Origin of the sequence: Actinopolymorpha sp. B9G3, assembly GCF_040120725.1 — a bacterium.
Taxonomy (GTDB): domain Bacteria; phylum Actinomycetota; class Actinomycetes; order Propionibacteriales; family Actinopolymorphaceae; genus Thermasporomyces.
Window position 1 is genome coordinate 58,113 of the sequence record NZ_JBEEAB010000027.1, and the last position, 21,585, is coordinate 79,697.

At 65.1% G+C, this 21,585-nt stretch carries 25 protein-coding genes and 2 pseudogenes; 13 read left to right on the plus strand and 14 right to left on the minus strand.

All coding sequences use genetic code 11. The annotated features are described in order from the left end of the window. Positions 1–419: 419 nt before the first annotated feature. The 3 genes from ABNF93_RS30315 to ABNF93_RS35080 form a co-directional block, all read right to left on the minus strand. The gene (locus ABNF93_RS30315) at positions 420–1,022 is read right to left on the minus strand and encodes a DinB family protein (RefSeq protein ID WP_349331659.1); all 603 of its coding nucleotides are present in this window, start codon (positions 1,020–1,022) and stop codon (positions 420–422) included. Positions 1,023–1,286: 264 nt separating this feature from the next. Continuing rightward, positions 1,287–2,075, minus strand: a complete 789-nt coding sequence (locus ABNF93_RS30320; RefSeq protein ID WP_349331660.1) for a phytanoyl-CoA dioxygenase family protein — start codon at positions 2,073–2,075, stop codon at positions 1,287–1,289. A gap of 263 nt (positions 2,076–2,338) precedes the next feature. Continuing rightward, positions 2,339–2,578 (minus strand): VOC family protein, encoded by a 240-nt coding sequence (locus ABNF93_RS35080; protein WP_502877653.1) that lies wholly within the window; start codon positions 2,576–2,578, stop codon positions 2,339–2,341. A gap of 216 nt (positions 2,579–2,794) precedes the next feature. On the opposite strand from ABNF93_RS35080, the gene ABNF93_RS30325 reads away from it, so the two are divergent. The 4 genes from ABNF93_RS30325 to ABNF93_RS30340 all read left to right on the plus strand — a co-directional run bounded on the left by ABNF93_RS30325 (position 2,795) and on the right by ABNF93_RS30340 (position 4,967). Beyond that, positions 2,795–3,277 (plus strand): hypothetical protein, encoded by a 483-nt coding sequence (locus ABNF93_RS30325; protein WP_349331661.1) that lies wholly within the window; start codon positions 2,795–2,797, stop codon positions 3,275–3,277. Next, on the plus strand, positions 3,274–3,579 hold the full coding sequence (locus tag ABNF93_RS30330; protein WP_349331662.1) for a hypothetical protein: 306 nt from the start codon (positions 3,274–3,276) through the stop codon (positions 3,577–3,579). The genes ABNF93_RS30325 and ABNF93_RS30330 overlap by 4 nt, the downstream gene beginning before the upstream one ends. Beyond that, on the plus strand, positions 3,579–4,214 hold the full coding sequence (locus ABNF93_RS30335; RefSeq protein WP_349331663.1) for a thermonuclease family protein: 636 nt from the start codon (positions 3,579–3,581) through the stop codon (positions 4,212–4,214). The genes ABNF93_RS30330 and ABNF93_RS30335 overlap by 1 nt, the downstream gene beginning before the upstream one ends. Positions 4,215–4,463: 249 nt before the next feature. After that, entirely contained in the window at positions 4,464–4,967 is a 504-nt protein-coding gene (locus ABNF93_RS30340; protein ID WP_349331664.1) for a hypothetical protein, read from the plus strand. Between the two features lie 1,263 nt (positions 4,968–6,230). On the opposite strand, the gene ABNF93_RS30345 is transcribed toward ABNF93_RS30340, so the two are convergent. The 3 genes and pseudogenes from ABNF93_RS30345 to ABNF93_RS35085 form a co-directional block, all read right to left on the minus strand. Next, complete coding sequence (locus ABNF93_RS30345; RefSeq protein WP_349331665.1) at positions 6,231–7,007, minus strand: GIY-YIG nuclease family protein; 777 nt, start codon at positions 7,005–7,007, stop codon at positions 6,231–6,233. A 6-nt stretch (positions 7,008–7,013) separates the two neighbouring features. Beyond that, positions 7,014–7,436: an ATP-binding protein gene (locus ABNF93_RS30350; RefSeq protein ID WP_349331666.1), complete on the minus strand. Its 423-nt coding sequence runs from the start codon at positions 7,434–7,436 to the stop codon at positions 7,014–7,016. A 520-nt stretch (positions 7,437–7,956) separates the two neighbouring features. Continuing rightward, positions 7,957–8,247, minus strand: a pseudogene (locus ABNF93_RS35085) (Mu transposase domain-containing protein); the annotation flags it as partial. 395 nt (positions 8,248–8,642) lie between these two features. Here ABNF93_RS35085 and ABNF93_RS30360 point away from each other — a divergent pair. The 3 genes from ABNF93_RS30360 (at position 8,643) to ABNF93_RS30365 (ending at position 10,998) form a co-directional block, all read left to right on the plus strand. Next, positions 8,643–8,993 (plus strand): hypothetical protein, encoded by a 351-nt coding sequence (locus ABNF93_RS30360; RefSeq protein ID WP_349331668.1) that lies wholly within the window; start codon positions 8,643–8,645, stop codon positions 8,991–8,993. Between the two features lie 69 nt (positions 8,994–9,062). Then, on the plus strand, positions 9,063–9,329 hold the full coding sequence (locus tag ABNF93_RS35090) for a PD-(D/E)XK motif protein (RefSeq protein ID WP_502877655.1): 267 nt from the start codon (positions 9,063–9,065) through the stop codon (positions 9,327–9,329). A gap of 559 nt (positions 9,330–9,888) precedes the next feature. Continuing rightward, the gene (locus ABNF93_RS30365; protein WP_349331669.1) at positions 9,889–10,998 is read left to right on the plus strand and encodes a hypothetical protein; all 1,110 of its coding nucleotides are present in this window, start codon (positions 9,889–9,891) and stop codon (positions 10,996–10,998) included. A gap of 772 nt (positions 10,999–11,770) precedes the next feature. Here ABNF93_RS30365 and ABNF93_RS30370 read toward each other — a convergent pair. The 4 genes and pseudogenes from ABNF93_RS30370 to ABNF93_RS30380 all read right to left on the minus strand — a co-directional run bounded on the left by ABNF93_RS30370 (position 11,771) and on the right by ABNF93_RS30380 (position 14,603). Further along, positions 11,771–12,322: an integrase core domain-containing protein gene (locus ABNF93_RS30370; RefSeq protein WP_349331670.1), complete on the minus strand. Its 552-nt coding sequence runs from the start codon at positions 12,320–12,322 to the stop codon at positions 11,771–11,773. Next, positions 12,306–12,674 (minus strand): annotated as a pseudogene (locus tag ABNF93_RS35095) (DDE-type integrase/transposase/recombinase); the annotation flags it as partial. The pseudogene ABNF93_RS35095 and the gene ABNF93_RS30370, both read right to left, overlap by 17 nt. Positions 12,675–12,694: 20 nt before the next feature. Beyond that, complete coding sequence (locus ABNF93_RS30375) at positions 12,695–12,970, minus strand: helix-turn-helix domain-containing protein (RefSeq protein WP_349331671.1); 276 nt, start codon at positions 12,968–12,970, stop codon at positions 12,695–12,697. Positions 12,971–13,445: 475 nt separating this feature from the next. Beyond that, the gene (locus ABNF93_RS30380) at positions 13,446–14,603 is read right to left on the minus strand and encodes an IS110 family RNA-guided transposase (protein WP_349331672.1); all 1,158 of its coding nucleotides are present in this window, start codon (positions 14,601–14,603) and stop codon (positions 13,446–13,448) included. Between the two features lie 348 nt (positions 14,604–14,951). Here ABNF93_RS30380 and ABNF93_RS30385 point away from each other — a divergent pair, with 348 nt between their 5' ends. From ABNF93_RS30385 to ABNF93_RS30395, 3 genes are all read left to right on the plus strand, one after another. Beyond that, positions 14,952–15,284, plus strand: coding sequence for a hypothetical protein (locus tag ABNF93_RS30385; RefSeq protein ID WP_349331673.1), 333 nt, complete (start codon positions 14,952–14,954; stop codon positions 15,282–15,284). Positions 15,285–15,405: 121 nt separating this feature from the next. Then, complete coding sequence (locus ABNF93_RS30390) at positions 15,406–15,645, plus strand: hypothetical protein (RefSeq protein ID WP_349331674.1); 240 nt, start codon at positions 15,406–15,408, stop codon at positions 15,643–15,645. A 411-nt stretch (positions 15,646–16,056) separates the two neighbouring features. Beyond that, the gene (locus ABNF93_RS30395; protein WP_349331675.1) at positions 16,057–16,563 is read left to right on the plus strand and encodes a DUF2716 domain-containing protein; all 507 of its coding nucleotides are present in this window, start codon (positions 16,057–16,059) and stop codon (positions 16,561–16,563) included. A 350-nt stretch (positions 16,564–16,913) separates the two neighbouring features. Here ABNF93_RS30395 and ABNF93_RS30400 read toward each other — a convergent pair whose 3' ends face one another. After that, complete coding sequence (locus ABNF93_RS30400) at positions 16,914–17,195, minus strand: DUF6881 domain-containing protein (protein WP_349331676.1); 282 nt, start codon at positions 17,193–17,195, stop codon at positions 16,914–16,916. Between the two features lie 427 nt (positions 17,196–17,622). Continuing rightward, positions 17,623–17,919 (minus strand): hypothetical protein, encoded by a 297-nt coding sequence (locus ABNF93_RS30405; RefSeq protein WP_349331677.1) that lies wholly within the window; start codon positions 17,917–17,919, stop codon positions 17,623–17,625. Between the two features lie 94 nt (positions 17,920–18,013). On the opposite strand from ABNF93_RS30405, the gene ABNF93_RS30410 reads away from it, so the two are divergent. Beyond that, positions 18,014–18,268: an Imm27 family immunity protein gene (locus ABNF93_RS30410; protein ID WP_502877654.1), complete on the plus strand. Its 255-nt coding sequence runs from the start codon at positions 18,014–18,016 to the stop codon at positions 18,266–18,268. Between the two features lie 40 nt (positions 18,269–18,308). Here ABNF93_RS30410 and ABNF93_RS30415 read toward each other — a convergent pair whose 3' ends face one another. Then, the gene (locus ABNF93_RS30415; RefSeq protein ID WP_349331679.1) at positions 18,309–18,638 is read right to left on the minus strand and encodes a hypothetical protein; all 330 of its coding nucleotides are present in this window, start codon (positions 18,636–18,638) and stop codon (positions 18,309–18,311) included. An 81-nt stretch (positions 18,639–18,719) separates the two neighbouring features. Between ABNF93_RS30415 and ABNF93_RS30420 the strand changes: the two genes are divergently transcribed. Further along, the gene (locus ABNF93_RS30420; RefSeq protein ID WP_349331680.1) at positions 18,720–19,004 is read left to right on the plus strand and encodes a hypothetical protein; all 285 of its coding nucleotides are present in this window, start codon (positions 18,720–18,722) and stop codon (positions 19,002–19,004) included. Positions 19,005–19,295: 291 nt separating this feature from the next. Next, a complete protein-coding gene (locus tag ABNF93_RS30425) occupies positions 19,296–20,183 on the plus strand; it encodes a YwqG family protein (protein WP_349331681.1) in 888 nt (295 codons plus the stop codon). Here the strand turns inward: ABNF93_RS30425 and ABNF93_RS30430 are convergent. Then, on the minus strand, positions 20,180–21,115 hold the full coding sequence (locus ABNF93_RS30430) for a hypothetical protein (protein ID WP_349331682.1): 936 nt from the start codon (positions 21,113–21,115) through the stop codon (positions 20,180–20,182). The two genes, ABNF93_RS30425 and ABNF93_RS30430, sit on opposite strands and share 4 nt — an antisense overlap. Between the last annotated feature and the right edge of the window lie 470 nt (positions 21,116–21,585).

Sequence of the window (21,585 nt, forward strand, 5' to 3'; positions counted from 1 at the left end):
CCGGACATGCCGCGCGGTGCAGCCCAGTTCGGCGGGGGCGAGGCGCGGGCCATTGGAAGTGTCCGATACCAGGCATCGCGATTGCGGGAGTGACCGGTTCGTCGAGGTGTGAGCCGGTCGCAAGAACCTGGAGCTGGAGCTATGGATGCAACTGTTCTAGTCGCCGCCATGGGTTTGCGTCGACGCTGCTCGGGGGCTGGTAGGCCGCGCATTGGCAGCGTCGGAGCGTCCGCGAAGGCCGGATTCTTGACGCAAAGGTGCGCGCCTATGGCGACTGTGCCGCCGCCTTGTATGAGTCCGAGCGCGCAACGTACAACCGGGTGAAGGCTCGACTTGGCCCGCTCTCGGAGGAGCGGCGGGAGGGGCTTCGACAGGACGCGTATCACCGCAACGCCCGGCGCGCTGCGCGGTAGTTGTTGCTATGGGCGTTCCGAAGTCTGCTCAGCGGCTTCTGCCGATGCTGTGACGCGTGCGAGGTAATCCTGCCAATAGGCGTCATCGTCCGGATCAGGAACGAAGGGGTTGTCCCTTGCGCCGCCGATCGACCCGTCGATGAGTTCGCGCACGATGTCAGCGTGCCCGGCGTGACGACTGGTCTCGTGGATCGTGTGCACGAGTGCTTGCCGGAGAGTGAGCGTCTCCCCGTCGGGGATCGTTCCGATGTCGTCGAGGTCCAGCTCGGCGATCGTCTGATCGGCATGAGCGCAGGCCCGCCGGTAGAGGTCGACGATGTACTCCGTGGACTCGCCAGGCGCGGCATACATGTCACCACTGGTCTCATGAGTCTTCTGGACGTTCTCCGCATCCCACCACGGCAGCCGCACGTCCGTGGCTGGCCTGCCGAAGGCCTCGCCCAGGTTCCTGATTTCGCCGTGCGTGATGTGCTTGACCAGGCCCAGCAGGTTCGTGCCCGAGCGAGTCATCGGACGACGAACGTCAGCGTCACTGAGTCCCTCGAGCTTCCACAACATCACGTCACGCATCATGCGCAACCAACGGTGCAGATACTCCTTATCGTCCATTGGACCGGAACTACTCATCCTCGATCTCCGTCCGCCGTGCGTAGGGGCCCGAACTCGCACGTGAAGGTACCGGCAGACCCGGACACCGTTGTGTCCTGTTTCTCGTGAGACTTGGATCTGAGCTTGACGTGCCCTCGCGTGCCCCAAGCCAGGGCCGATCACGGTCCACAGGCGTCAACGACGGTCACAACGAGCCGACTGTGACGCGCCCCCGATCCACGCTCGGCGCAGCGTGAGACAGCGAGGTTCCTTTGCAAGGCGGGGTTAGACCCCGGCGGATGCCTCAGCCGTCCCGATATCTATCGGCTCTCTCTCCTTGAGGTTGTGGGAGTAGATGACACCAGGCGGGCCGACGATGGCGCGCTGTCTGGGGGTCAACGGCTCAAGCTCCTCCGATGTCCACTCGTGGGACAGCCACGCCCACTGGCCAGGCGCGTACTTGTAGAAGAGTGCCCGTCGGACGCCAGGGCCCTCCCAGGCCAGCGCACCATGTGTCAGAGCCTCGGTGAAGATCACCGCATCACCCGCCCGGAGTTCGACGTGGGTCAGCCAGGGCTGCTTCCGGTCCGCAGGAGTATCGAGGAAAGGGCTCGGGAAGTTCGCCTTGTGGCTGCCTGGAACACACACGAAGCCGCCGTCTCCTGCGGACACGTCGGTGAGGGCGAAGCTCACTACGGTCAGCCCGGCTGAGATACATCCGTTGCGGACGTGGTACCAAGCACAGTTGCGCGGACGATCGTCGGGGAAGCCGTGCAGGTCAAGGCCAGGCGATCCAGTCACCATGTGTCGACCGTAGGAGTGGTCCAGGCGGACTCGCTCGTCAACGAACTCGACCAGGTACGGAAGGATCCTTGGGTGGTCGATGAGGTCGAGGAACGGCCCGCCGAGGTCAGGCAGCCAATTGAGCTTGGTGTCCCTGGCCTGCTCATCGAGGTCATCGAGCCCTTGCTGGTCCAAGACCGCGTTAAGGCGCTCTAGCATCTCGGTATTGAGCACGTCGCGGACGACGATGAAGCCGTTGACGTCGAAGAGGTACCTCTCGATGTCACTCACGCTCATCTGCCTCCAACCGGATAGATCAAGCGGCTCGGATCAACGATGCTTCCACTGGGGCCAAGATCCCGCAACGACCTTCTTCTTGGCGGGCGCCCCGGCCACGGTGGCCGGGGCCAGCGTGCGATCTGCGTGCTATTCAACGCGGCTTCGAGAGGTCACTCATGGGCACGTACGGAGCGTTCTCCTGAGCGTGAGACGCTCGGCCGAGCGTGACCCGTATCCATTTCCACGCTGTCAGTCCTTCGGGACCACCGTGCCCGTCACGCGCCCTCCGAACGGCATCCGGTAGTGCGTTTCGCGGGCGTCAAGCAGAATTCGTTCCCGTCGGGATCTGCCATCGTGGCGCCTTCCACCGTAAAGCGCGTCGGCAACTGTACGCCTCCTACCTCGATGATCTGAGCCACAGCCTCCGCGAGGTCGTCCACCACGAAGTCCAAGTGAACCCGGTTCTTGACCGGACTTCTCCTCGGACACACGCTGTAACACCAGCACGACTCCATTGACGAGCGGTCCTACGGTCAGATACTCACCGCCGCTTCGCACCTCCCCGGGGCTCGCTGTCCGTCAGCGTGCCCCAGAAGACAGCAGCACGCTTTCCCGCCAGCATCTCCCCGGTTTCCCGGACGTGGGGACCCGGCACTGCAACCGTTCGTACTGCGACACCAACCATTCCAAGGCAAGGAAGGACCAGGCAGATGAACGGGGAGACAGAAACGATGACTGAGGTAGCGGCCACGAAGAAACGGCGTAACAACAGCCTCGAAGCGGAGGGCGCAGAGTTCCTGGTCCTGGCGTCGCTCCTGATCGAAGGGATCCAGGCGTTCAAGGCGTACACGCGGTTCCCGGGCTATGACTTGATGGCGGTAGATCCTGAGCGCGGCACGTCGTGTCGGGTGCAGGTGAAGAGCCGGTGGGCCACGGACTACAGCCGTGGCTTCCCGCTGAAGAGCACCGACTGCGATTTTGTTGTCCACGTCGCGTTGAACCGGGGGTACAGCCGGCAGCGGAAGAACGGCGAGGGCGGGCGCACGGCACCGGCGCTGTACGTGCTCCCGGTCGGCGTGGTGCTCCCGGTGATCACCGCGACCAGTAGCTGGGGGCCGAAGGTGATGCTCCGCGACATCGATGAGGTGGGGCAGTACCTGGACGCCTGGCACCTGATCCGGGCGCAGCTTGCGGGCAACGGAGCGTCGCCATGATCACGGTTGATGAGGATGCGCCGTCCGTGGAGCTGGACCCGATGCCGCAGGCGACCCGCTACTACGTCGTGCTGCACGTGTGGGGCGGCAACCCCGACTACGACGTGTTGGAGGAGCAGTTCAGCCTCATCTCGGACAGCGTCGTCGAGGTCGTCGAATGGGCGCAGCAGCGAGCGGCGAAGGCCGGCGGTGATTGTACGAACGTCGAGGTGTACGCCGTGGTCCAGCCGTACGACGAGGACCGGCCGGAGATGTTCGACGCGATCCGCGTGTACGGCGTTGACGACCCGATGGGGCACTGATGCGGGCGCGGGGGCCGGTGCTGTCGGCTGTGCTGGGTCTGGGCCTGGTCGTAGGGGCCGTTGGCCAGTGCGGCGGGGGCGAGGAGGAGAAGGCTGCGGCGCCTGCGCGTACCGAGGTACGTGCACCGTCGCCCACGCTCCCAGCCCCGCCGCCCGAGGATCCGGGTGAGAACCCGTTCGAGGACGCGCTGGACGGTGACAACGACGAACTGGACGTGCTGCTGGAGCCTGCCCCGACCCGCGACGGTGCGGTGGTCCGGGTGGTCGACGGTGACACGGTCCACGTCCTCGTTGCTGGTGTCGACACGACGGTCCGGATCATCGGCCTGGACACGCCTGAGGTGTACGGCGGCGCCGAGTGCTACGGCCGGGAGGCGTCAGCCCGGGCGCGGGAGCTCCTTGATGGTGAGGTCGTCCGACTGGAGGTGGACCCGTCGCAGGATCAGGTCGACCGGCACGGCCGGGTGTTGGGGCACGTGTGGCTCGCCGACGGCAGGTTGTTCTCCGAGGTGATGGTCCGTGAGGGTTTCGCCGTGGAGTACCTGTACGACCGGGTGTACGCCCATCGGGATCGGCTCGTCGCCGCAGAAGCGAAGGCGCAGGCCAACGATGTCGGCCTTTGGGGGGCCTGCTGATCGGCGGCTCAAGGGACACGTGTCCCCTCCACGCCTCGCCGTGTGTCCGAGGAGAAACACGAACGCCCCGTCCTGCAAGACCTTTCAGGTTCCCGGAAGTGGCGAAGGTCCACTGGCAACGTACGAACTGCAACTTCAACAACCCCGGCAAGGGAAGCAAGGAGACCGAAGATGAGTCACGAACCGGCAGACCTGGGGCCGGAGTTCGCCGCGCAGTTGTGAGAGCACCCGGCGGCGCACCTGGACGCGATGGCCGCGCGGGGCGAGTGCCCGTGGTGCGGCATCGTCGACAAGAGCCTGATCGAGCTGGCGACCGAGTGGGCGTTGCGGCACGTCACGGTGACCACCGCCAACGGCAAGGGCCAGTTGGTCAAGCTGGTCTACGACCCGCGCGTGATCGCGCCGATGACCAAGGCCGACCGGAGGAGCCGGAGCCGGGGCCGGTGGCTGCCGTTCCAGGTCGGCTGCGGCGTGTTCGTGCTCGCCCTGGTCACCGGGTCGTCGGTGTGGTTGCTGATCGCCACGCTCGCGTTCGTGGTCGGCGTCATCTGCCTGGCGGTCGTCAAACACGGCCCGACCGAGTGGTCCCGCCGGCAGGCCGAGGATGTCGCGCTGGCCCGTTTCCTGGCCGACAGGCGGTTCCGGAAGGGCACGGTCACCGTGCAGGTGGTCGACGGGATGTTCCAGATCGTGCCGAAGCCGATGACGAAGAGAGAGTTCGCCGAGTTCGCCAGGCTAGCCCGCGAGCTGTGAGGTTGCGTCTTGGTCCTGACGCGCGACGGCCGGCAGCAAATCCCAAATCTGGAATTCCGACCTGCCCGGCGGCCGGCCTCATAATCCACGTGCATCATCAACGGCGCCAGCCCTCTACGACACGTGTCCCATCGACACGGAGCTCGGCCGGCGGGAAGCCTTGCACGTTAGAAGGGCTCATCCGGCCTGCCCTGTAAGAGGTGGGGTGGGCTGGCAACGAAGGTACCGGCGGCCCCGTGTACGTCCACGAGATCCCGACGGAGCGGACACCGGCTGGACATCGCCGATGCCATCAGCCGGATTCTCTACGATGTGAGACGGACCGGGCAGGGCGAGGTCTACTCTGCCGATAGCAACCGCCGCGGACGGGCGGCGGACCTGAGCCGCCTCCAGGCTTGTCCTGCCAGGCGATCTCAATCCAGCGACGCTGCCGCCCGCGATGCGGGCTACAGGCACGAGCTGGATATTGGGGATGGTGATCGGGGAGTTGAACATCGCGGTGCCCGTCGTCCCTGCCTGCCTTCCCAGAGATGTGCAAATCCGGCACGCCTACGAGGGGCTCGTGGAGCACGCCGAGCATCTCGGCGCCGTCCGGGCCAAGCCGTGGCGAGTGATGCTTGGCACCTCGACCATCTGGAGGGGGACTGGGATCTGCGAAGCACTGCGGCCAGACCGAGGCGGCCAAGGAGAAGTCGATCAATGTGCTATTCGCGGAGGCCAGGCACTACCTTCCCGAAGGAATCTGGTGACAGCTGCACGACCACTTTGTCGGATTCGTCGAACGTCGCGACGTCCTATCGCACGTCTCTCCAAAGGAGGGCGGTATCACCTTTGCAGAGGCACGGGAGACGGCTCTCACGCGCGGACACGTGCGGCCGACGCTCAGTGCGGTCACACAGTTCGTGTGTCAGGCAGCTACTGCCGGGCTGGCCGGCACCACTTCGTCGAATGTTGCGAGCGCGGGCATCTGGGAGACGATCAGGTGGGAGGTGGAGGTCTACTCCTAGAGGGGCGGGTGCTACGCCGCTTACAGTTAATGGCTACGAGGTGGTTGACGCTGGTGAGAGCTGAGCGAGAGGTAGTCGGCCAGCAGAATGAAGGCGCCCAACGTGCTGTGACCAAGGCGGCAGATGGACACGCCGAAAGTCGATCGGTCCGATCTCGGGATCAAGGTCCTCGCCGTCGCGTTCCGATGCCGGGTATTCTCGCCGGCGACTGGAGGCGGGCTCACACGGTCGGTAGCATCGCTGACCTTGTCGGTGATCAACCAGTTTCGAATGTCTCCCTTAGTCTTGCGAGAGTTTCTGAATTGTCCATGACCGCTGATCCCCACATTTCATAGCGAATGCTGGCGGCCCTCCATGAGGGGCGTAGAGGTGGAGAATCAATCTCGTCCTCAATAAGGGAACATACGTATTCTGACGCCTCCGTATTCAGGAGACCTAAGCCAACCATTTCCATCGAGTAGGCATCTAGGTCCAAAAACTTCACGACGTTGATCTCCAGTGAATCGCGAGGATCGAACAGATCCCTGTCGGCTTCGTGATCACCTAGGACCCGGAGATCGTGAATCGCCTGGTAGCCGTCGTCGTTTGCCACGCTTGGTTGGGTCGTCACTTTGAGGACGCATAGGTCAGAGAATTGTGCAAACACTACAGAAACGATCTCGCGGCGAAGCCACCTGCGCATTCGTTCCTCAAGCATTGGAAGCAGCTCGATATTATTGGCGTCGGCTCCATGCACGGGAAATCTTGTCGCGGTGTCCTGAACGAATTTAATGGCATCGCGGACAGCTATCCGAAAGAACTCTCTGGACTTCGAGACGCGGACACTCTGCAAAGCTAGGTGTGTCTCCCTTTCAGCTGCTTCAATATCTGATACGATGACATCGAACATCACCTCAAAATCTGCCGGCACGCCAGTTCCGCGTGAAATCTCCCTCGCACGTTTCAACGGATCCCTGGTGGTCCGTCCAATCTTTACGAGGCCCGGCATATGTGGGTTAGAGAGGACATACAGCACGCCGCGCTTCGAGTTCACCGATGATCACCGCCCCATGAGTACCATTTTACAGTATTTTCCACATAATAGGTGAAACGGGGTGCTCGTTGACCCGGTCGACGACGCGGGCCAACCGATGAGGCAGAGCGGCTGGCCGGCTTTGACCCAGGCGCAGGTTGCGAGCTGGTGGATGAGTGCTGGGCTGATCGAGGGGTTCGGGTCGAAGGAGAAGTCCTCGATCCGCTTGTTGCGTGGGAAGCCGGCGGCGTGGATGCGGCGGGTGGCTCGGTCCTCGCGCTCGGCCATCACCAGTTCGGCAAGGAAGCCCAGATAGGACAGCTGTTCGCGTTCGGCCGCGGCGGCGACCTCGCCGAACCGTTCGCGGATGGTGGGCAGCCGCAGAACCCGGGTGTCGGAGCCGATCGCGGCGACGGCGGCTTGTTCGGTGACGCCTCGGCGTGTGCTCACGAGCTGGCCTTCCCGAGTGGGTCGTCGTAAGCGGCCACCGACGGCAGCGGCCGTTGATCGGTGAGGAGCTCGGCCAGCCGACGTTCGGTGAGGCTGACCACCCGCTCCGGCGACGACGCGAGTTCGGCTGGTGCTGTCTGCGCCGCAAGTGGGTGGCTCCGCGCTGCTGGACGGCTTTGCGGCTCTCGACCGCAACCACGTCGGGGCTGATCGACCCAACCGCCAACGCAGCGGCCAGGCCGGCGGCCACGTCGATGTGGGCGAGGTGACGGTGCAGCAGCAGCACCTCGATCAACGCCCTGGTGCCGGCAGCATCACCGAGTCCTCTGCGGGCCGCGGCCCAAAGAGCGTCGTGGGTGGCGGTGAACACCCCGGTCGCACGAGCGTGAGCCAGAGCGGTCGCACCGGGCAGCGCACCGGGCTTGCGGGCCAGCACCTCCAGGTAGTGGTCCAGAACAAGGACCTGCCCGTCGCGGGTAGGGGCGTGTTCATGGCGGGCGACCTCGACTCGGCCATCGAAGATGACCAGCCCCCAGGCGCCGAGGTGGACCCGGACCCGACGGCCGATCAACCGGGCCGGCACCGAGTACTGGCACTGTCGCACGCTGATCCGGGCGTAGCGGTCGACCCGCGGGGTGAGTGTCAGCCAGGTCGGGAACGGCTCGAGCGGCACCGGCCGCAGCGCCTGGCGTTCGAAGGCGATGTCGTGCCCGACCGTCATTGTCCGGTTGGTGATCCGGCGGTGGTCGTCCTTGGCGTCCGCAGCATCAAGCAGCACGTTGAGGTCTGCGAGTGAGTCCACCACCGGCATCGGGACACGGTGCGTGCGGCGGAACCGGCCGCCCTCGCCCTCCACGCCGCCCTTCTCATGCGCGACGCCTGGCCGGCAGTAGAACGCGTCGAACCCCAGGTGGGACCGGAACGCGATCCAGCGCTGGGACTCCTCCCGGTTCCGGCCGAATAACACTCTGCTGACCGCGGACTTGAGGTTGTCGTAGCGGATCTTGCCCACCGGCACCCCACCCAGCTGTTCAAATGCGTGCACGTGGCCTTCCAGGAACGCCTCCTGCCCCTGGGTGGCGAACGCCCGGTGCACCGCCTTGCCGAGTAGGACAGCCGCAGCGTGAACAAGAACACCTTCGTCTTGATCCCGCGCAACACAATCCACAGATCGGCGAAGTCAACCTCGGCTTCGGCACCGGGTTCATGCGTCCGCGGCACGAACGCCTCACCCGCCTGCCGGCCAGCCTCGGCGGCGATCACCGGACGACGCTTGGCGACGTGGTCCCGCACCGTCGAGTACGACAGCCCCGTCGCGGCGTGCTCGTCCACCAGCCGGGCCAGCACTCGACGCGCGGTACGCCGCTGCTTCCTCGGCGCGTCCAGATCCTTGCGCAGCATTTGCTCGGGTTCCGCACCAAGGAAGCGTCCTGGCGCACCGGCGGCCGGGGTGAGCGGTTGGTGGGTCGCACGCTGTGGAGGGCCCGCCTCCTCGGATGGCGGACGCTCCACGCGATACCGATCGTGAGCACGGAGCTGACATCGACCACCTCCTGATCGGACCCGGCGGCGTCCTCAGCGCTGATCGCACGAGCCCGCACGGCTGCCGGTCTCGCAGGCGCCGGTATACGGGACGAACTCGATCAACGGCTCGCGGCCACCGGCTACTCCCTGGCCGACCGCGGGCGGTACGTCGAACCGTTCCGAGTCGCGGCCCAAGTGCTGTACCACGTGAGCGATGGGTTCCCGCGAATTACAGCCGGATCCTTCCCTGACGGGGTTCCTGCCGGGTTGTCCGGAGTGAGGTATGACTTCGACACCAGTGTTCAGCAGCCTTGGCGGATCGCAACTGAGCCGACAGGAGCCACTGATCTGGCGGGGCGCCTCTCATGATCACGGCAGCTGGCTCAAGGCTCCTGATCGCCACGGTTGCCGGCTCCAAGTGGCGGTCGCCGGCCCTCGCATTAGCTCAGTGTCACGCAGGGTGCCGGTCGGCCAAATGCACCGGGAGGATCGGGACAAACTCGGGTGGACAGGTGCGTGAGGACCGACCGAGCGTGGAAGAGGCAAACCTTGACGATCCTGCGGGAAACACATGATCGTGGTTGAGATTCGGCCGCTGGAAGGGCCCCCTTGGCGAAGTAGACGGGAGGGCGGTCCGAGGCCCCCGCAGCCCTGTGGACGGGTGCGAAAGCAATCACCACATGGACACAGCGGCTCGGCGCTGCCCGGCTCGGCCAGACCGGGGCCGGACGCGCCTGTCACATCGGACCACAACGACTGATCTTCGGACCGACTCGCCGAGAGCCGCCGAGCGAACCGCTTTGTGGGTGCACGCAACGCGCTGACGCGGTCTTCCGACAATCGGTCATAAGCTCATCGGCCAGCCAATCGGATGGCGAAACTGTCAACCATCCCTAGTCGACTCTCAGTCGCCCGCATACTGGTCGTTGTGGAGCCAACAAGGGCGTCGAGTGCATCAGCGAAAACAGCGCTCGGCAAGGCGCGTGTCAAGTCCCTAGAAACGCTGACGGCGCGACTTAGGAACCTTCAGGCACAGACAGCCGAAGTGGGAACAACCGACGTGCTGCTTAGGTCATTGGAAGGTGCTGCGATCCAAACATGGCGGGAGCGCGCTCGCCAGCGGGGCGAGGAATGGGTCTATGTCGCCTCTCCGGACGGCACCACGCTTCACGCGCTGGACGAACCCTCAGAGCTAGCCGAGGAAGATCCCGCCGCCGCGGTCGTGTACCCCGAGGTCCACTCAAGGCTGGTCGCCTGGTGGCTCATTCATGCGTGGCGAGGGGCCGACCTGCTCGAAGACACGATCGAGAACCTTCTCAAGTGGCGTATCACTTCGGGCGCCGTAACAGCACGGGCACTCGTCGAGGAGGCTGGTTCCTTGGTCGACGAAGCGCTAAAGCTTTCTCATGCATGGAAAGTGGGCAAAGCGACGCCTGCCCATGTGCTCACCCGGCCTGCATCAATCCGCGGTCTCCTAGCGCCGATCCTTGTTCAAGCTAGCTTTGGTTCCCGCATGAAAATCAGTCACGAGACGCTCAAAGCCACCAACGTTCTGACGCTTGTTCAGAAACTTTCCAAGGTCACGGGCGACGCGCGATTTGAGGAGTGGTACGACTGGCTATCTGATGCCGCCCATCCAGCCTTGGGCGCCCGGATTGCCTTCGCGTCACCGCCCATGGTCCATGACTCCGGCGCCGTGACAGCGCGATGCTATGCGCGAGCTCCGCTGTTGCTTACGAGTGATGGAGAAACCAGCCAGATGGAACCCACGATTGCCTTGATCATCGCCGACGCGATGCTCGCGTCAGGTGAAGTCATCGCTGATGTGCTCGACCAATCGCTAGCTGTCGTTGACGACGTGGGCCTTACGACGGCAGCAGCCACTCTCACGCGGCGTACGTACTGGCGTAACCTGATCCCCGTTCGAGGAAACCGTGCTTGCCCGTGTGGGCGTGGCCGTTGGCGCGACTGTAGGCACTGGTGGAAGGAGACAGCCCCTTCCATCGAGGTGCCTCGAACGTCCCCACGAGCGCCGTGAGAGACACAGCGGCACCCGAAGCTCGTCGTCCTTGCCCTCGACCTCGGCACAGTCGACCAGTCATCGGTCTGGTCGCGTAGAAGGTGGATCGCCACCCGCTAGGCGGCCCGCTTGCAGGAGTCCTTGTCAGCAAGTCCGGGTCAGCAGTCCGGCCACGGGCTCGCGGGAGTGTCGGAGAGGAACCGCAGTATCTCCAGCACGCTTGCCTGCCGTGAGGCCGCCCAGTTCCGAGCCTCGGATGTGGACGGTTTGCCGACCAGCTTTGCCATCGCCAAGACGAGCTGCCGCCAGAGTGTGCCAGCTTCCAGCGCCACGCCCGCGCACCACCGGTCGACACCGGTGCACTCTGGCCGGGCGCGGCCGCACGACATCCGGAAAGCATTTCGGAGAGCGCTCTGATAGGGAAGTCGGCAAAGTCCCGGACGGGATCTCCCCAGCGGGCGGACCCCCAGTCGATGATCGCGATGACCTGGCCAGAACCGGTGCCTACCTGATGCTTGCAGCGGTTCGGTGGAGCACGATGCAGACTCGTCGCAGATCCGGCCGTCCACGGGCGGCTGTTACTGCCGCGGCTGGTTCTTCGGCGTATTCGCGGCGGAGTTCGCTGCTGATCGACGAATCCGCAGGTGGTATGCGGCGAAACATCCTCCTTGAAAACCGCTAGGCGGGGTAACCCCTCGCCACGTGGGTTCGAATCCCACGCCCTCCGCCACTGTGATGTCTCAGGACATCGGCATAGCCCGGACCTACGATTTGTGGGTTCGGGCTGATGTCATTTGGGGGTGGGTCCGGGTGGTTGTCCGGTGGGTTGGTAGCGCTTGGATGTGTCGAGGACGAGTTCGCGGAGGAGTTCGCCGGTGGCGGCGTCGATGATGCGGATGTCGAGGTCTTGGACGAGCACGAGGACGCGGGTTCGGGCGTGGGTTCGGCCGATGCCGATGGAGTAGAGCGTGCCTTGGTGGCGCAGGGTGATCTTGCCGGTTTTGTCGATGCGGTCGTGGCGGAGGCGGTGGTGGGTGTCGGTGCGGCGGCTGTCGGGGGTGGCTTTGGGGCGGGCGGTGTAGGCGGTGGCCGGGGTGGCCCGGTTCGGTAGGGATCGGTGTGGCCGGTTGTTGTTGTAGGCGGTGACGAACGCGTCCAGGAGTGTCTGGAGGTCGGCGATGGTGGTCGGTTGGGGGTCTTGGGCGCGCAGCCATTTCTTCATTGTTTGCTGGAATCGCTCGACCTTCCCACACGTGGTGGGGTGGTTGGGGCGGGGAGTTCTTCTGCACCACGCCCAGGGCGCGAAGTTCGGTCTCGAAGGCGTTGCGGCCGCCTTTGCCACCGGATAGCCGGGTGGTGAAGACCATGCCGTTGTCCCTCAGCGTGGACGCCGGAATCCCATACTGGGTAACGGTTTGACCGAAGGTAGCCACAACGATCTGGCCGGTGATGCGGGGGTGGACGGTCACACTGAGGGCATAGCGGGCGTGGTCGTCGAGCCAGGACAAGATCTCCACATCCGTGCTGGGTGTGCCGTCGGGGTTGGTGCGCCGGTAGTGCGTGACGTCGGACTGCCAGCACTGGTTGGGCTGCTCCGCGGCGAAGCGGATGTATGACGACTTCGGCCGTTTGGACGGGTCGGGGGTGAGGGTGCCGTGGCGGACCAGGATTCGGTTGATCGTGGCCGGCGACACGGTGATCTGGTGGTGGTGGGTCAGGCGCGCCAGCCGATGGTGTCTGCGCCGGCGTCCAGACCCTGCTCGGCGAGCTTCTTGCGTAGTTCGAGGACGAGTTGGACGGTCTCCTCGGCGGCCGAGGCGGGGCTGGTCCTTGGTGCCCGCGAATCCGGCTCGAACGCGGCCTCGCCCGCTGCGCGGTAGCGGGCCATGAGACGACTGATCCAGCTCTGGGAGACACCGTAGGTGCGGGCGGTCTCGGACTGTGATGCGCCGGCGAGGACGGCGGTGATGACAAGACGACGTTTCGACACCAGCCAGCCTCTGCCAACCGGCCAGCGGCACCGGACCCGCCATGCCGATGACCCGAGACATTCCTATTCCGATGTCGTGAGACACCCCATTCCGATGTCCTGAGCCAGCACACCACGCCCTCCGCCACCAGCGTTTCCGCAGGTCAGAGCCGGTCTGAAGCTCCGTCTCGACCCCGGCAATGACCGCCCACACGTCCAGCCGTGTGCAGTGATTTGCGGCTGGAAACGGGTGGTTGCGCGGAATGCGCTCGGCCGGAGCCACGCCGTCGGCCCAGTTCGGTCCGCGATCTTGCCTCCTGGGAGGAGCAAGAAGAGCCGTCGTACGGGAGACGCCTCCCAGTTTCCACGCACCTGAGCGCCCGTGATCAGTCGGTTGATGTGCGACACATCTCCGCCACCTGATCTGCGGCAGGCGTAGAAGTCTGCCGGTCACTTGACTGGCGTCCGAGCCACACGGATCTGGCTCCCCTCTGTGTCAAGAGGCGGCCGGAAGCGGGGGCGTAGGCTGCTGTTCGGCGGGTCCGGGAAGTGACTTGTCCGAAGAGCCGGCGTGGGGGTGTGAGCCGGTCGCGCTGGAGTCAGAGTCGTGTCCCTGTTGTCCTCCCGGGCCCGTCCTGGCGGTCGATCCGGTTCCTGTGATGGCGTCGTTGAGCATGGTTTGGAAGACGATGTCGGAGAGCCGGCGCTTGACGCAGCGCATGGCTTCCATCGGCGCTTTGCCGTCGGCCTTTTTTCGTTCGTAGTAATCCCGGCCGGGTGTGGGGTTGCGCAGTTGGACGCGGGCCATGGTGTGCAGGACGCGGTTGATCTGGCGGTTGCCGGCTCGTGAGAGTCGGTGGCGGGCTTGGTCGCCGGAGGAGGCGTCGATGGGTGCGGTGCCGTTCCAGGAGGCGAAGTGCGCCTTGTTCGGGAAGCGGGTGATGTCGCCGACCTCGACCAGAAGGCGTGCGGCGCCGGTGGGGCCGATGCCGTGCAGGTTCAGCAGGCTGGTGCCGGTGGCGGCGAGGTGCTCGGTGAGTTCCTTGTTTGCGGCCTTCTTGCGGGCGTAGATCCTCTCCAGGTCCGCGACCAGTTCCGCGGCGACGCGTCGGCGGGTCTTGCCGACCGCGTCACGTGGCCGAACCTTGGACAGCAACGCCTTGGCCTGGGCTGCGGACAGGTCCCGCTTCGCCCCACCGGGGATGAGCTCGAGCAGCAGGTGGTGCAGCTGAGATGTCTTGCGGGTGTGCTCCTCGCCCAGTGAGCGTCGGCGGTCGACCAGGATCCGCAGCACCGCGAGTTGCTCGTCGTTCACAACTGGGCTCAACCCGGTCATCCGAGTGCCGACCAGGGCCACGGAGTGGGCGTCGGTGGCGTCGGTTTTGCGGCCCTGACCGGTGGCGAACACCCGGGCCCGCGCCGAGAGCTTGGGCGGGACGTCGACGACCTCTTCGCCGTCGGCTAGCAGCCGGATCGCGATGTGCTTGCCGATCCCCGCGCAGCCCTCGATCGCCCAGACCCGGTCGGCCCACCGCCGGGCGTAACGAACCATCGCGGCGTATCCGTCACGGTCGGTGCCGAACCGTCCGCCACCGATGATCACCTCGTCGCCGGTCATCACCTCGATCGTCGCCGAGCGTTTGTGCGGGTCCATCCCGATCACGACACGCCCCGATGCGCCTGCTCTGCTCACATTTCCTCCGATGCTCGAACCACTGTGGTTGTCGAGCCGGGAGGGCAACGCTGCTTCGATCTGTGCAAACCCCTCTTGAGCCTCTCCTGGCCCTAGCGACGCCCGGGCCGCGCAGGCCAAATGAGAGCCACACGACCAAGCGTGGGCAGCCGAAATGAGAGCGACGGCCCGGGCGCCTGGACCGAGCCTGGCCAGGCGCCGGTCCTGGGTCAATGGAACAAGCAGCCGATGACAGTGCACGGCACTGCTCGCGCTGAAGCGATGCCAATCGACGATCAGGCATACGTTGCTTGACTTACACTTTCGGGCGTGGAGAACGTGTTGAGTGTCGTGCTCGGAAGTCTCCTGGCGCTCGGTCTAGCCGTTGTCGTCAGGGAACGGTTCCCTGCACTGCACCGCGGGTGGCGGGCCCGTCAGGGCCGACGTCCGATCTTGGGCATCGGTGCGCTCTTGGCCTGGGCCGTCGTAGGGACGTTCGGTCTCATGGCAGTTGTCAGCCTGCTGGCGCTCGCTTTCCCCGACGGGGAGTGGGAAGCACGTCCGAGTGACATTTTCGCCATGCTGACCTGGACCGGTCTGGGAGCCGCCCTCGCCCTGCCGCTCAGCCTGTGGTGGTGGCGATCCACGGCGCCCACTGACTGACGACCCAGAGGCATTCACAGCGGCACGAAGATCGAGCGGCGTCCTGATCTGCCGCCGACCGTGAAGCACGACCATGCCGATGTGCGGTCGCGGCGCGACCACGGCCCCCTAGGGTGGCCGCATGGCCGAAGCCGACTTCACCCCCGACGGCGTGACGCTCCGCCTGTCGAAAGAAGAGTGGTGGTTCGTCACCTCTGCCATGACCTACGCACTGGACGGCAGCCGACTGGCCGACCACGACTTTCGCAACATCCTGATGATGGACAGCGCGGACGCCGAGCGTCTCCACGACGCCCTCGCAGAGGCCGAGCGCAGGGCGCGGGCGTCCGGAAACCACTGGAGTCCACGGCCTGACTGGTAAGCGGGTGAAACGCACGCTCATGCCGCGATCCGCGCGGTCCTGCCTATCAGCGGTTCCTAGCCGCGGGTGATTCCGAACCCGCTCGGATCCTCTTCGAACTGTTCGCAGCCGTCATGTTCGAACCGAGCACAGCCGTCGAACGGAGACGTGTCAGAGGAGCAGACGCCCCAGTCGGCACCGATCTGGCCCCCTAGAGCCAACCAGTGAACGCAGCCCACCGCACTGCTGCCAGTACCACTCTTCTCGGCACCCTGGGTCTCCAGTGCGACGGTTCAAGCGCTCGCCCCAGCGGGACTGAATTGCCTTACGCTGTTGTTCGTCCACGTGGCGGAGTGTGGCACGGAGACGACCGCTTATGCCGCCGATAGGAAAGTTCAGGCATCCAGGGTCGCGCCAAACTAGCCTCTGCGTATGAGCGAAGGATTCCGGGTCGAAGGAGTCTGGCGGCCGATTGAATACGCCGAAGCGTGGGCGGCGTTCGACGCTCGCTTCGACTTCAAGCCTGACTACTACGAACGCGCTGTGCCTGCCATCCGGCCGCCTGACGTCTGTGTTGTGATCGACCTCGCTCCTGTCTTTGCTCACGAGGGTGCTCGGTTCGCGGCCGGTGAAGCGGCGATCACTGCCGCCACCCTCCGGAACTTCGTTTGGCTCACCGACGAGGAAGATTTGACCGCGCTGGACTGGCAGCACACCTCATACCGCTACTCGCCGGCCGCGCACGCTCTCGCGAACGTCGGATGGCCCGTCCCGGTGTTCCCGAACGGCGACTACTACGTCCACACCACGTCGGACCTGCGGTGGGGCACGTTCGGACACCCGTGGCAGCAGTCGCTGACCGTCTGGGGTGAAGAGCTGGTGCGCACCCTCGGGGCGGAACTGTTGACCTGGCTACCGCGGCACGCGCAGAGCCCGTAAACGCACGCATCTGCCGCGATCCGCGCAGTCATGCCGATGGCAGCGCTCTTCCGCCGAGGCATGCCGTCCGCATGTCGATGGCTCAGCGCTCGGACCTTCTGCGCCTCGTGATGTACCTGATGTCGGGCGAGGGCACCGAATCTAACCAGGACGCGGCTCTCCGAGAACTGGAGTCCTCGTTCCTGACCCGTGCGTCTCGGATCTCATCTTCTAGCCACACCATGAAGGCTTCGACTGCGAGTTGACGCCCGATGAGGTTGTCGACGTTGCCCTGGCCTACCGCCCCGTCGAAACCTGAGTGTCGGAGGTCGGGTAGTCCGGTGCACTCTGTTGTGCGGTCGAGGTCGTCGTCAGGTCGCGTCGGTGGCCCTGCGCCAGACCTCCTCGAACTCCTCCGCGCTCAGCGGCGAAACTTCAAACTCAGGCTCGCTCGCGATCTCCTCCTCTGATGGCACCGGTACCCAGGAAAGGCTCGTGCTCAGGTCACTGATTCGGTCCGTCCGGACCAAGCGACCGTCGGCGTACTGGTGCACCTTTCGTGTCTCGTGGCGTCGCTCGTCGAGCTCCTCAAACAACACAATTGGCTCGTCTGCGCAGTCGTGGAGCCATCGGCAAGCAAAGTAGGTCCGCACCCCGGGCAGGCTACCGGCGACGGATCCCGTAACGCACTGACATGCCGCGATCCGCGGTCATGCCCGATGAGCCGGTTCCTAGCCACGCGTCAGCCCGAACCCGTTTGGATCCTCTTCGAAGTGTTCGCACCCATCGTGTTCGAAACGAGCAGCGCCATCGAACGGAGATGAGGCAGCGGAGCAGACGCCCCAGTCAGCGCCGATGGCCCCACCCAGAGCCAACCAATGGAGGCACCCACCGCACTGCTGGTAATACCACTCGTCTCGATACCCACGGTCGTCGGTGCGGCGGTTTACAAGCTCCGCCCAGCGCGAGTGGATCGCCTTGCGCTCTCGCTCGTCCACATGACGGAGTGTCGCACGGAGACGCCCGCTCATGCCGCCGACCGTGAAGCACGACCATGCCGATGAGCGGATGCTGCCGTTGCTACTTGACTGACTCCCACCAATCGAAGATTCGGTCGATGATGTTGGTGGTGACGAGCCACGGCTCCAGGCCGAAGTGACCCGTCAGTTCGTCGCGGAGGAACTCGGCGATCTCGTACCGGCTGTCGCCTCGGAGAAGATGCGAGATCAGCGGGTCGCGGATGCAGTCGTACTCGTCCATGGGTCCTGAGCCGTCGTCGTCATCATCGGGGTCGAAGACGCCAATGGGGTCCCAATCGTTCAACAGGCCGCGTAGTTCACGTTGCGCCCGCCGAGCCCAGTCCGCGTCATGCTGCACGCGGTGAGGCTACACAGGAGGCGTCCGCTCATGCCGCCGACAGTGAGGCGCGGTCATGCCGAGATCCGGTCGTCGGCTGATGTGACAATGAACCGTGCTCTGCGCCTGCGAGACCCTGTTCGAACTGACTGGCAACGAAGCGGACGAGTACGCCCGTGAGCACCTCGAAGAACGCGAGGTTGACGCCGAAGGGTGGCGGGTCACGTACCGATGCCCCGGAACTGGACGCGCGTGGCTCCGGGATTACCCGGATAGCGGACTTCACGGCGGTGGTTCGCCACGACTACGCCAACTCGATGAGAGCGGCAACCCAGTCGATGCCCGAGACTCGGATGATCCGTTCAGCTAATACGAACGACCATCCGCTCATGCCGCCGACCGCGCTGCCGTCAGGCAAGGCCTGCTTCGCCGACGTCGCTCAGGACGAGTGAGTGATCGGGGGTCCACGTCGCCGGGTTGGACAACAGCCTCCGCGCCTCGGATGCGTCCAGAGCTTGTTGGTCGAGGGTCGTCATGACCGCAATGAGTCCGGCGCCGAACCACTCGATCAGGACTGCCGCGCACTCTGCAGGATCCTCGGCGGGCCAGCGCACCTCGTGAGTCGTCCCTGGCGAATCGACCTCGGGCCACGGAAGTTCATGGAGCATGGTCTCCTCGCGAACTGCCCAATACATCTTCTTCTCGATGCGACTCATCGCTTCGTACGGCTTCCAACCCACGGTCCGAGTCTGACACTGAAGCGCACTCTTCTGCCGCTATCCGCGCTCGGATCTGCCGATGAGCGGTAGATACTTCACGCCATGACTGAGCCCCACAAGGTGAGTCCCTCGGAGAAGGGTGCGGCCCGCGATGCTGCGAGGACGGGTGACCGGATCAGACGCAGGGCGATCCAGCATGCGATGCGAGCTGGATGGGCCGGAAACGACGCGGACGAGTTGAACTGGCTGGATGAGGCAGCCCAAGAGCACCCCGGCCCCGACGCAGCCGTGCGAGTTCTGTACGGCGTCGCCGCGAGGCTGGTGGAGCGTTTGGCGGACGTCACCGGAGAGGACCGCGAGCAGGTGCTAAGGCAGGTCCTCCGGTAGTCGCCACGCACGGACATGCCGCTGAGCGCGCCGTCGCGCCGAGTCAATCTCTGCCCTTCCTGTAAAGGATCAGCCGAGACACAACTGTCAAGCATCACCCGAGACAGGACCGACGGGGAAGAGTAGTCCGCGACCACCTCGATCGGGGCGCCTCCGCCGACGCGCTGTCTGCGATGCCAGAGGTGAGCGGAGATCCACGACGCGCCAGATCTTGGCAGCAGCACCCGCCACACGCCCGATCGTGCGGCCCGAGCTAGTTTCCACTGCAGCCTCCGTGCCAGTATTCCGGCCATGCTGAACCACGAGCGCCGTTTGACGAGCCTGGCACTTCGCCATCTGCCTCCGGCGGTCGCCGAGCAGTGGATAGGCCTGATACGACCCGCTCTGAGGTTGCGAAGCTGCGGCCGCAACAAGAAGCCGATAGGTCAGCTCGGCGGGTTTCCGTCGCTCCCCGATGATCTTGGTTGGCCTCAGTGGCAGGGCAAGGGATCCCTGCACTTCGTTGCGTCGATCGACTGTGGTCGGGTGCCGTCGAATCGGCTCGACATCCCGCTACCTGACCAGGGGATGCTGTACTTCTTCTACTTCGACGCCGACCGCCGCTACCTGTACGGGCCTCCCGAGGATCGCTCGAAGCTTCCGGACGCGGTGTGGCAGACGGAACCAGAGACCGCCGACGCGACGCGGGTCATCTACGTACCGGCTGGCACACCGACGATCAAACGTGAACCACCCGAGGACATCGACTCCTATCTGGAGGTCGGGCTGGAGGCCGATATTGTGGCCACTGGCCCGTGCTCGGATCACCCCGCCTTCGCCGCAGCCATCCAGCGTCTGTCGGGCGCGGACCGCGCGTACTTGCAGGACTTCGACAACCTGGACCGGTTTCGAGAGGCAATGGACCACGGCACCGGCCATGACCACCGGATCGGTGGCCATGCCGACCCAGTGCAAAACGCCGTCGAGATGGACGTAGCCCGATCACTCGTCGCCGGCGCCTACGACTCCGCCGCCATGCGTCAGGAAGCAAGCCGGTGGACCCTTCTGGTGCAGATCGACAGCGACGAAGAGGCAGACATGCAATGGGGCGACGTCGGGACCCTCTACTGGCTGATGCGACCCGATGACCTCGCCGCCCGGAGGTTCCAAACGGCTTACTTCACCGGACAGCTGCGCTAGTACCTCTGACGTCGCCCGATGCCCGCATCGCTACCGTTGGGCTCTGGGGTGTAGCCGCAGCGTTGTTGGCTGCATTCGGCCTCGTGGTCGCGGCGCCACAGGTAGGTGTCGCGCTCGGTGGCCCGGGCGAGGTGGACCAGCTGGTGTTGGCGCCTCCTGGCCAGGGTGGACGGCAGTGCGGTGAAGGTCTCGGGGAGTACGGCGACCATGCTGGTGACCTGTTCACCGTCGGACATCCGTAGTAGGGCGGTGCACTGCCACCAGCGGATCTTCCCGTTCGGGTCGGGCCAGTAGTAATCGGCTGGGTCGGGCACCAGGTAGTGCGTGCTGTCCGGGGCCAGATGCGCGCGGAGCCAGGGCCCGCCCTTGCCGAGGCCGAGCCGGAGCCGACCGGCTTCTTCGTAGAGCGCGCAAATGCCATCGGTGTCCAGAGCCTTGAGTACGCGCGCCTGCCGAGGCAGAGCGATGCGCCCGTCCGGCGTTTGTACCGGCCAGCGTCCCGCTAGGCCGGCCCGTTGCCGCAACGTCAGGTATGGCGGTCCCGCCTGCGCGGTCGGCAGGGCCGGCGGGGGCGTCCAGTCGTGCCCGGCCTGGTAGAGCTGATCCAGGATCCAGGCGCGCCCGTGGGGGCCGGCGGTGTTCCAGACCCAGCTCATCGGCCGTTCCGCCATGGCCCGCTCTCGGCTGCTCATGGGCGCGTTCTTGCGGGACGGCTGCCAGGCGGGCGGCTGGGCGACTCCGGGCAGGTTGTGGCAGAGATCGGCCAGGAAGCAGATTCGGTCCAGATCGTCACCAGGTGAGGCATCCCGCTCCTCGCGCCGGACGGGTCCGGCGAGATAGCGGATCTCCACCAGCGCCCTGGCCGCAAGGATCGCGGCCGCTCTGCGGTCGGCGATCTCGGTGGCGGCGCGCTGAAGATAGTGACGTCTCATGGTCTCTCACTGGTCGAGGCTGCAGTGCGATCTAGGACGCGGGAGACAGTGGCACGTCCGTGTGAGAACGCCTCCATCAGCTCGGCGACGGTGTACTCGGTGGTGGCGTGGGGCCGCAAGAGCTCGACCGCCACGAGAGATCCGGCGTGGCCGCCGAACCACTGTGCCAGGTCTGGATCATCGGTGCGCACAGGCCAAGTGTGCACTTGTGCCTGAGCACGTGTGATCCCCTCCTGGCCGATGCCCCCGAACGGCCGTCACCAGCCCTCAACAACCCACACCTACAAGCAGCAGTCCACGGTCAGGGACACCGGAATCGAGGGGTGACCTGCGCACAAGAACCGGGTCTGTCTCAAATTTCGTGAGGTGGTGGGCTCGGTTTGGTGCGCGTGGAGCGACCTCGACGATTTCTTGTAATAACCAAATCTTGACTATGTCGGCGCGTGTCGTTCGGAATAAATGAAGCCCTT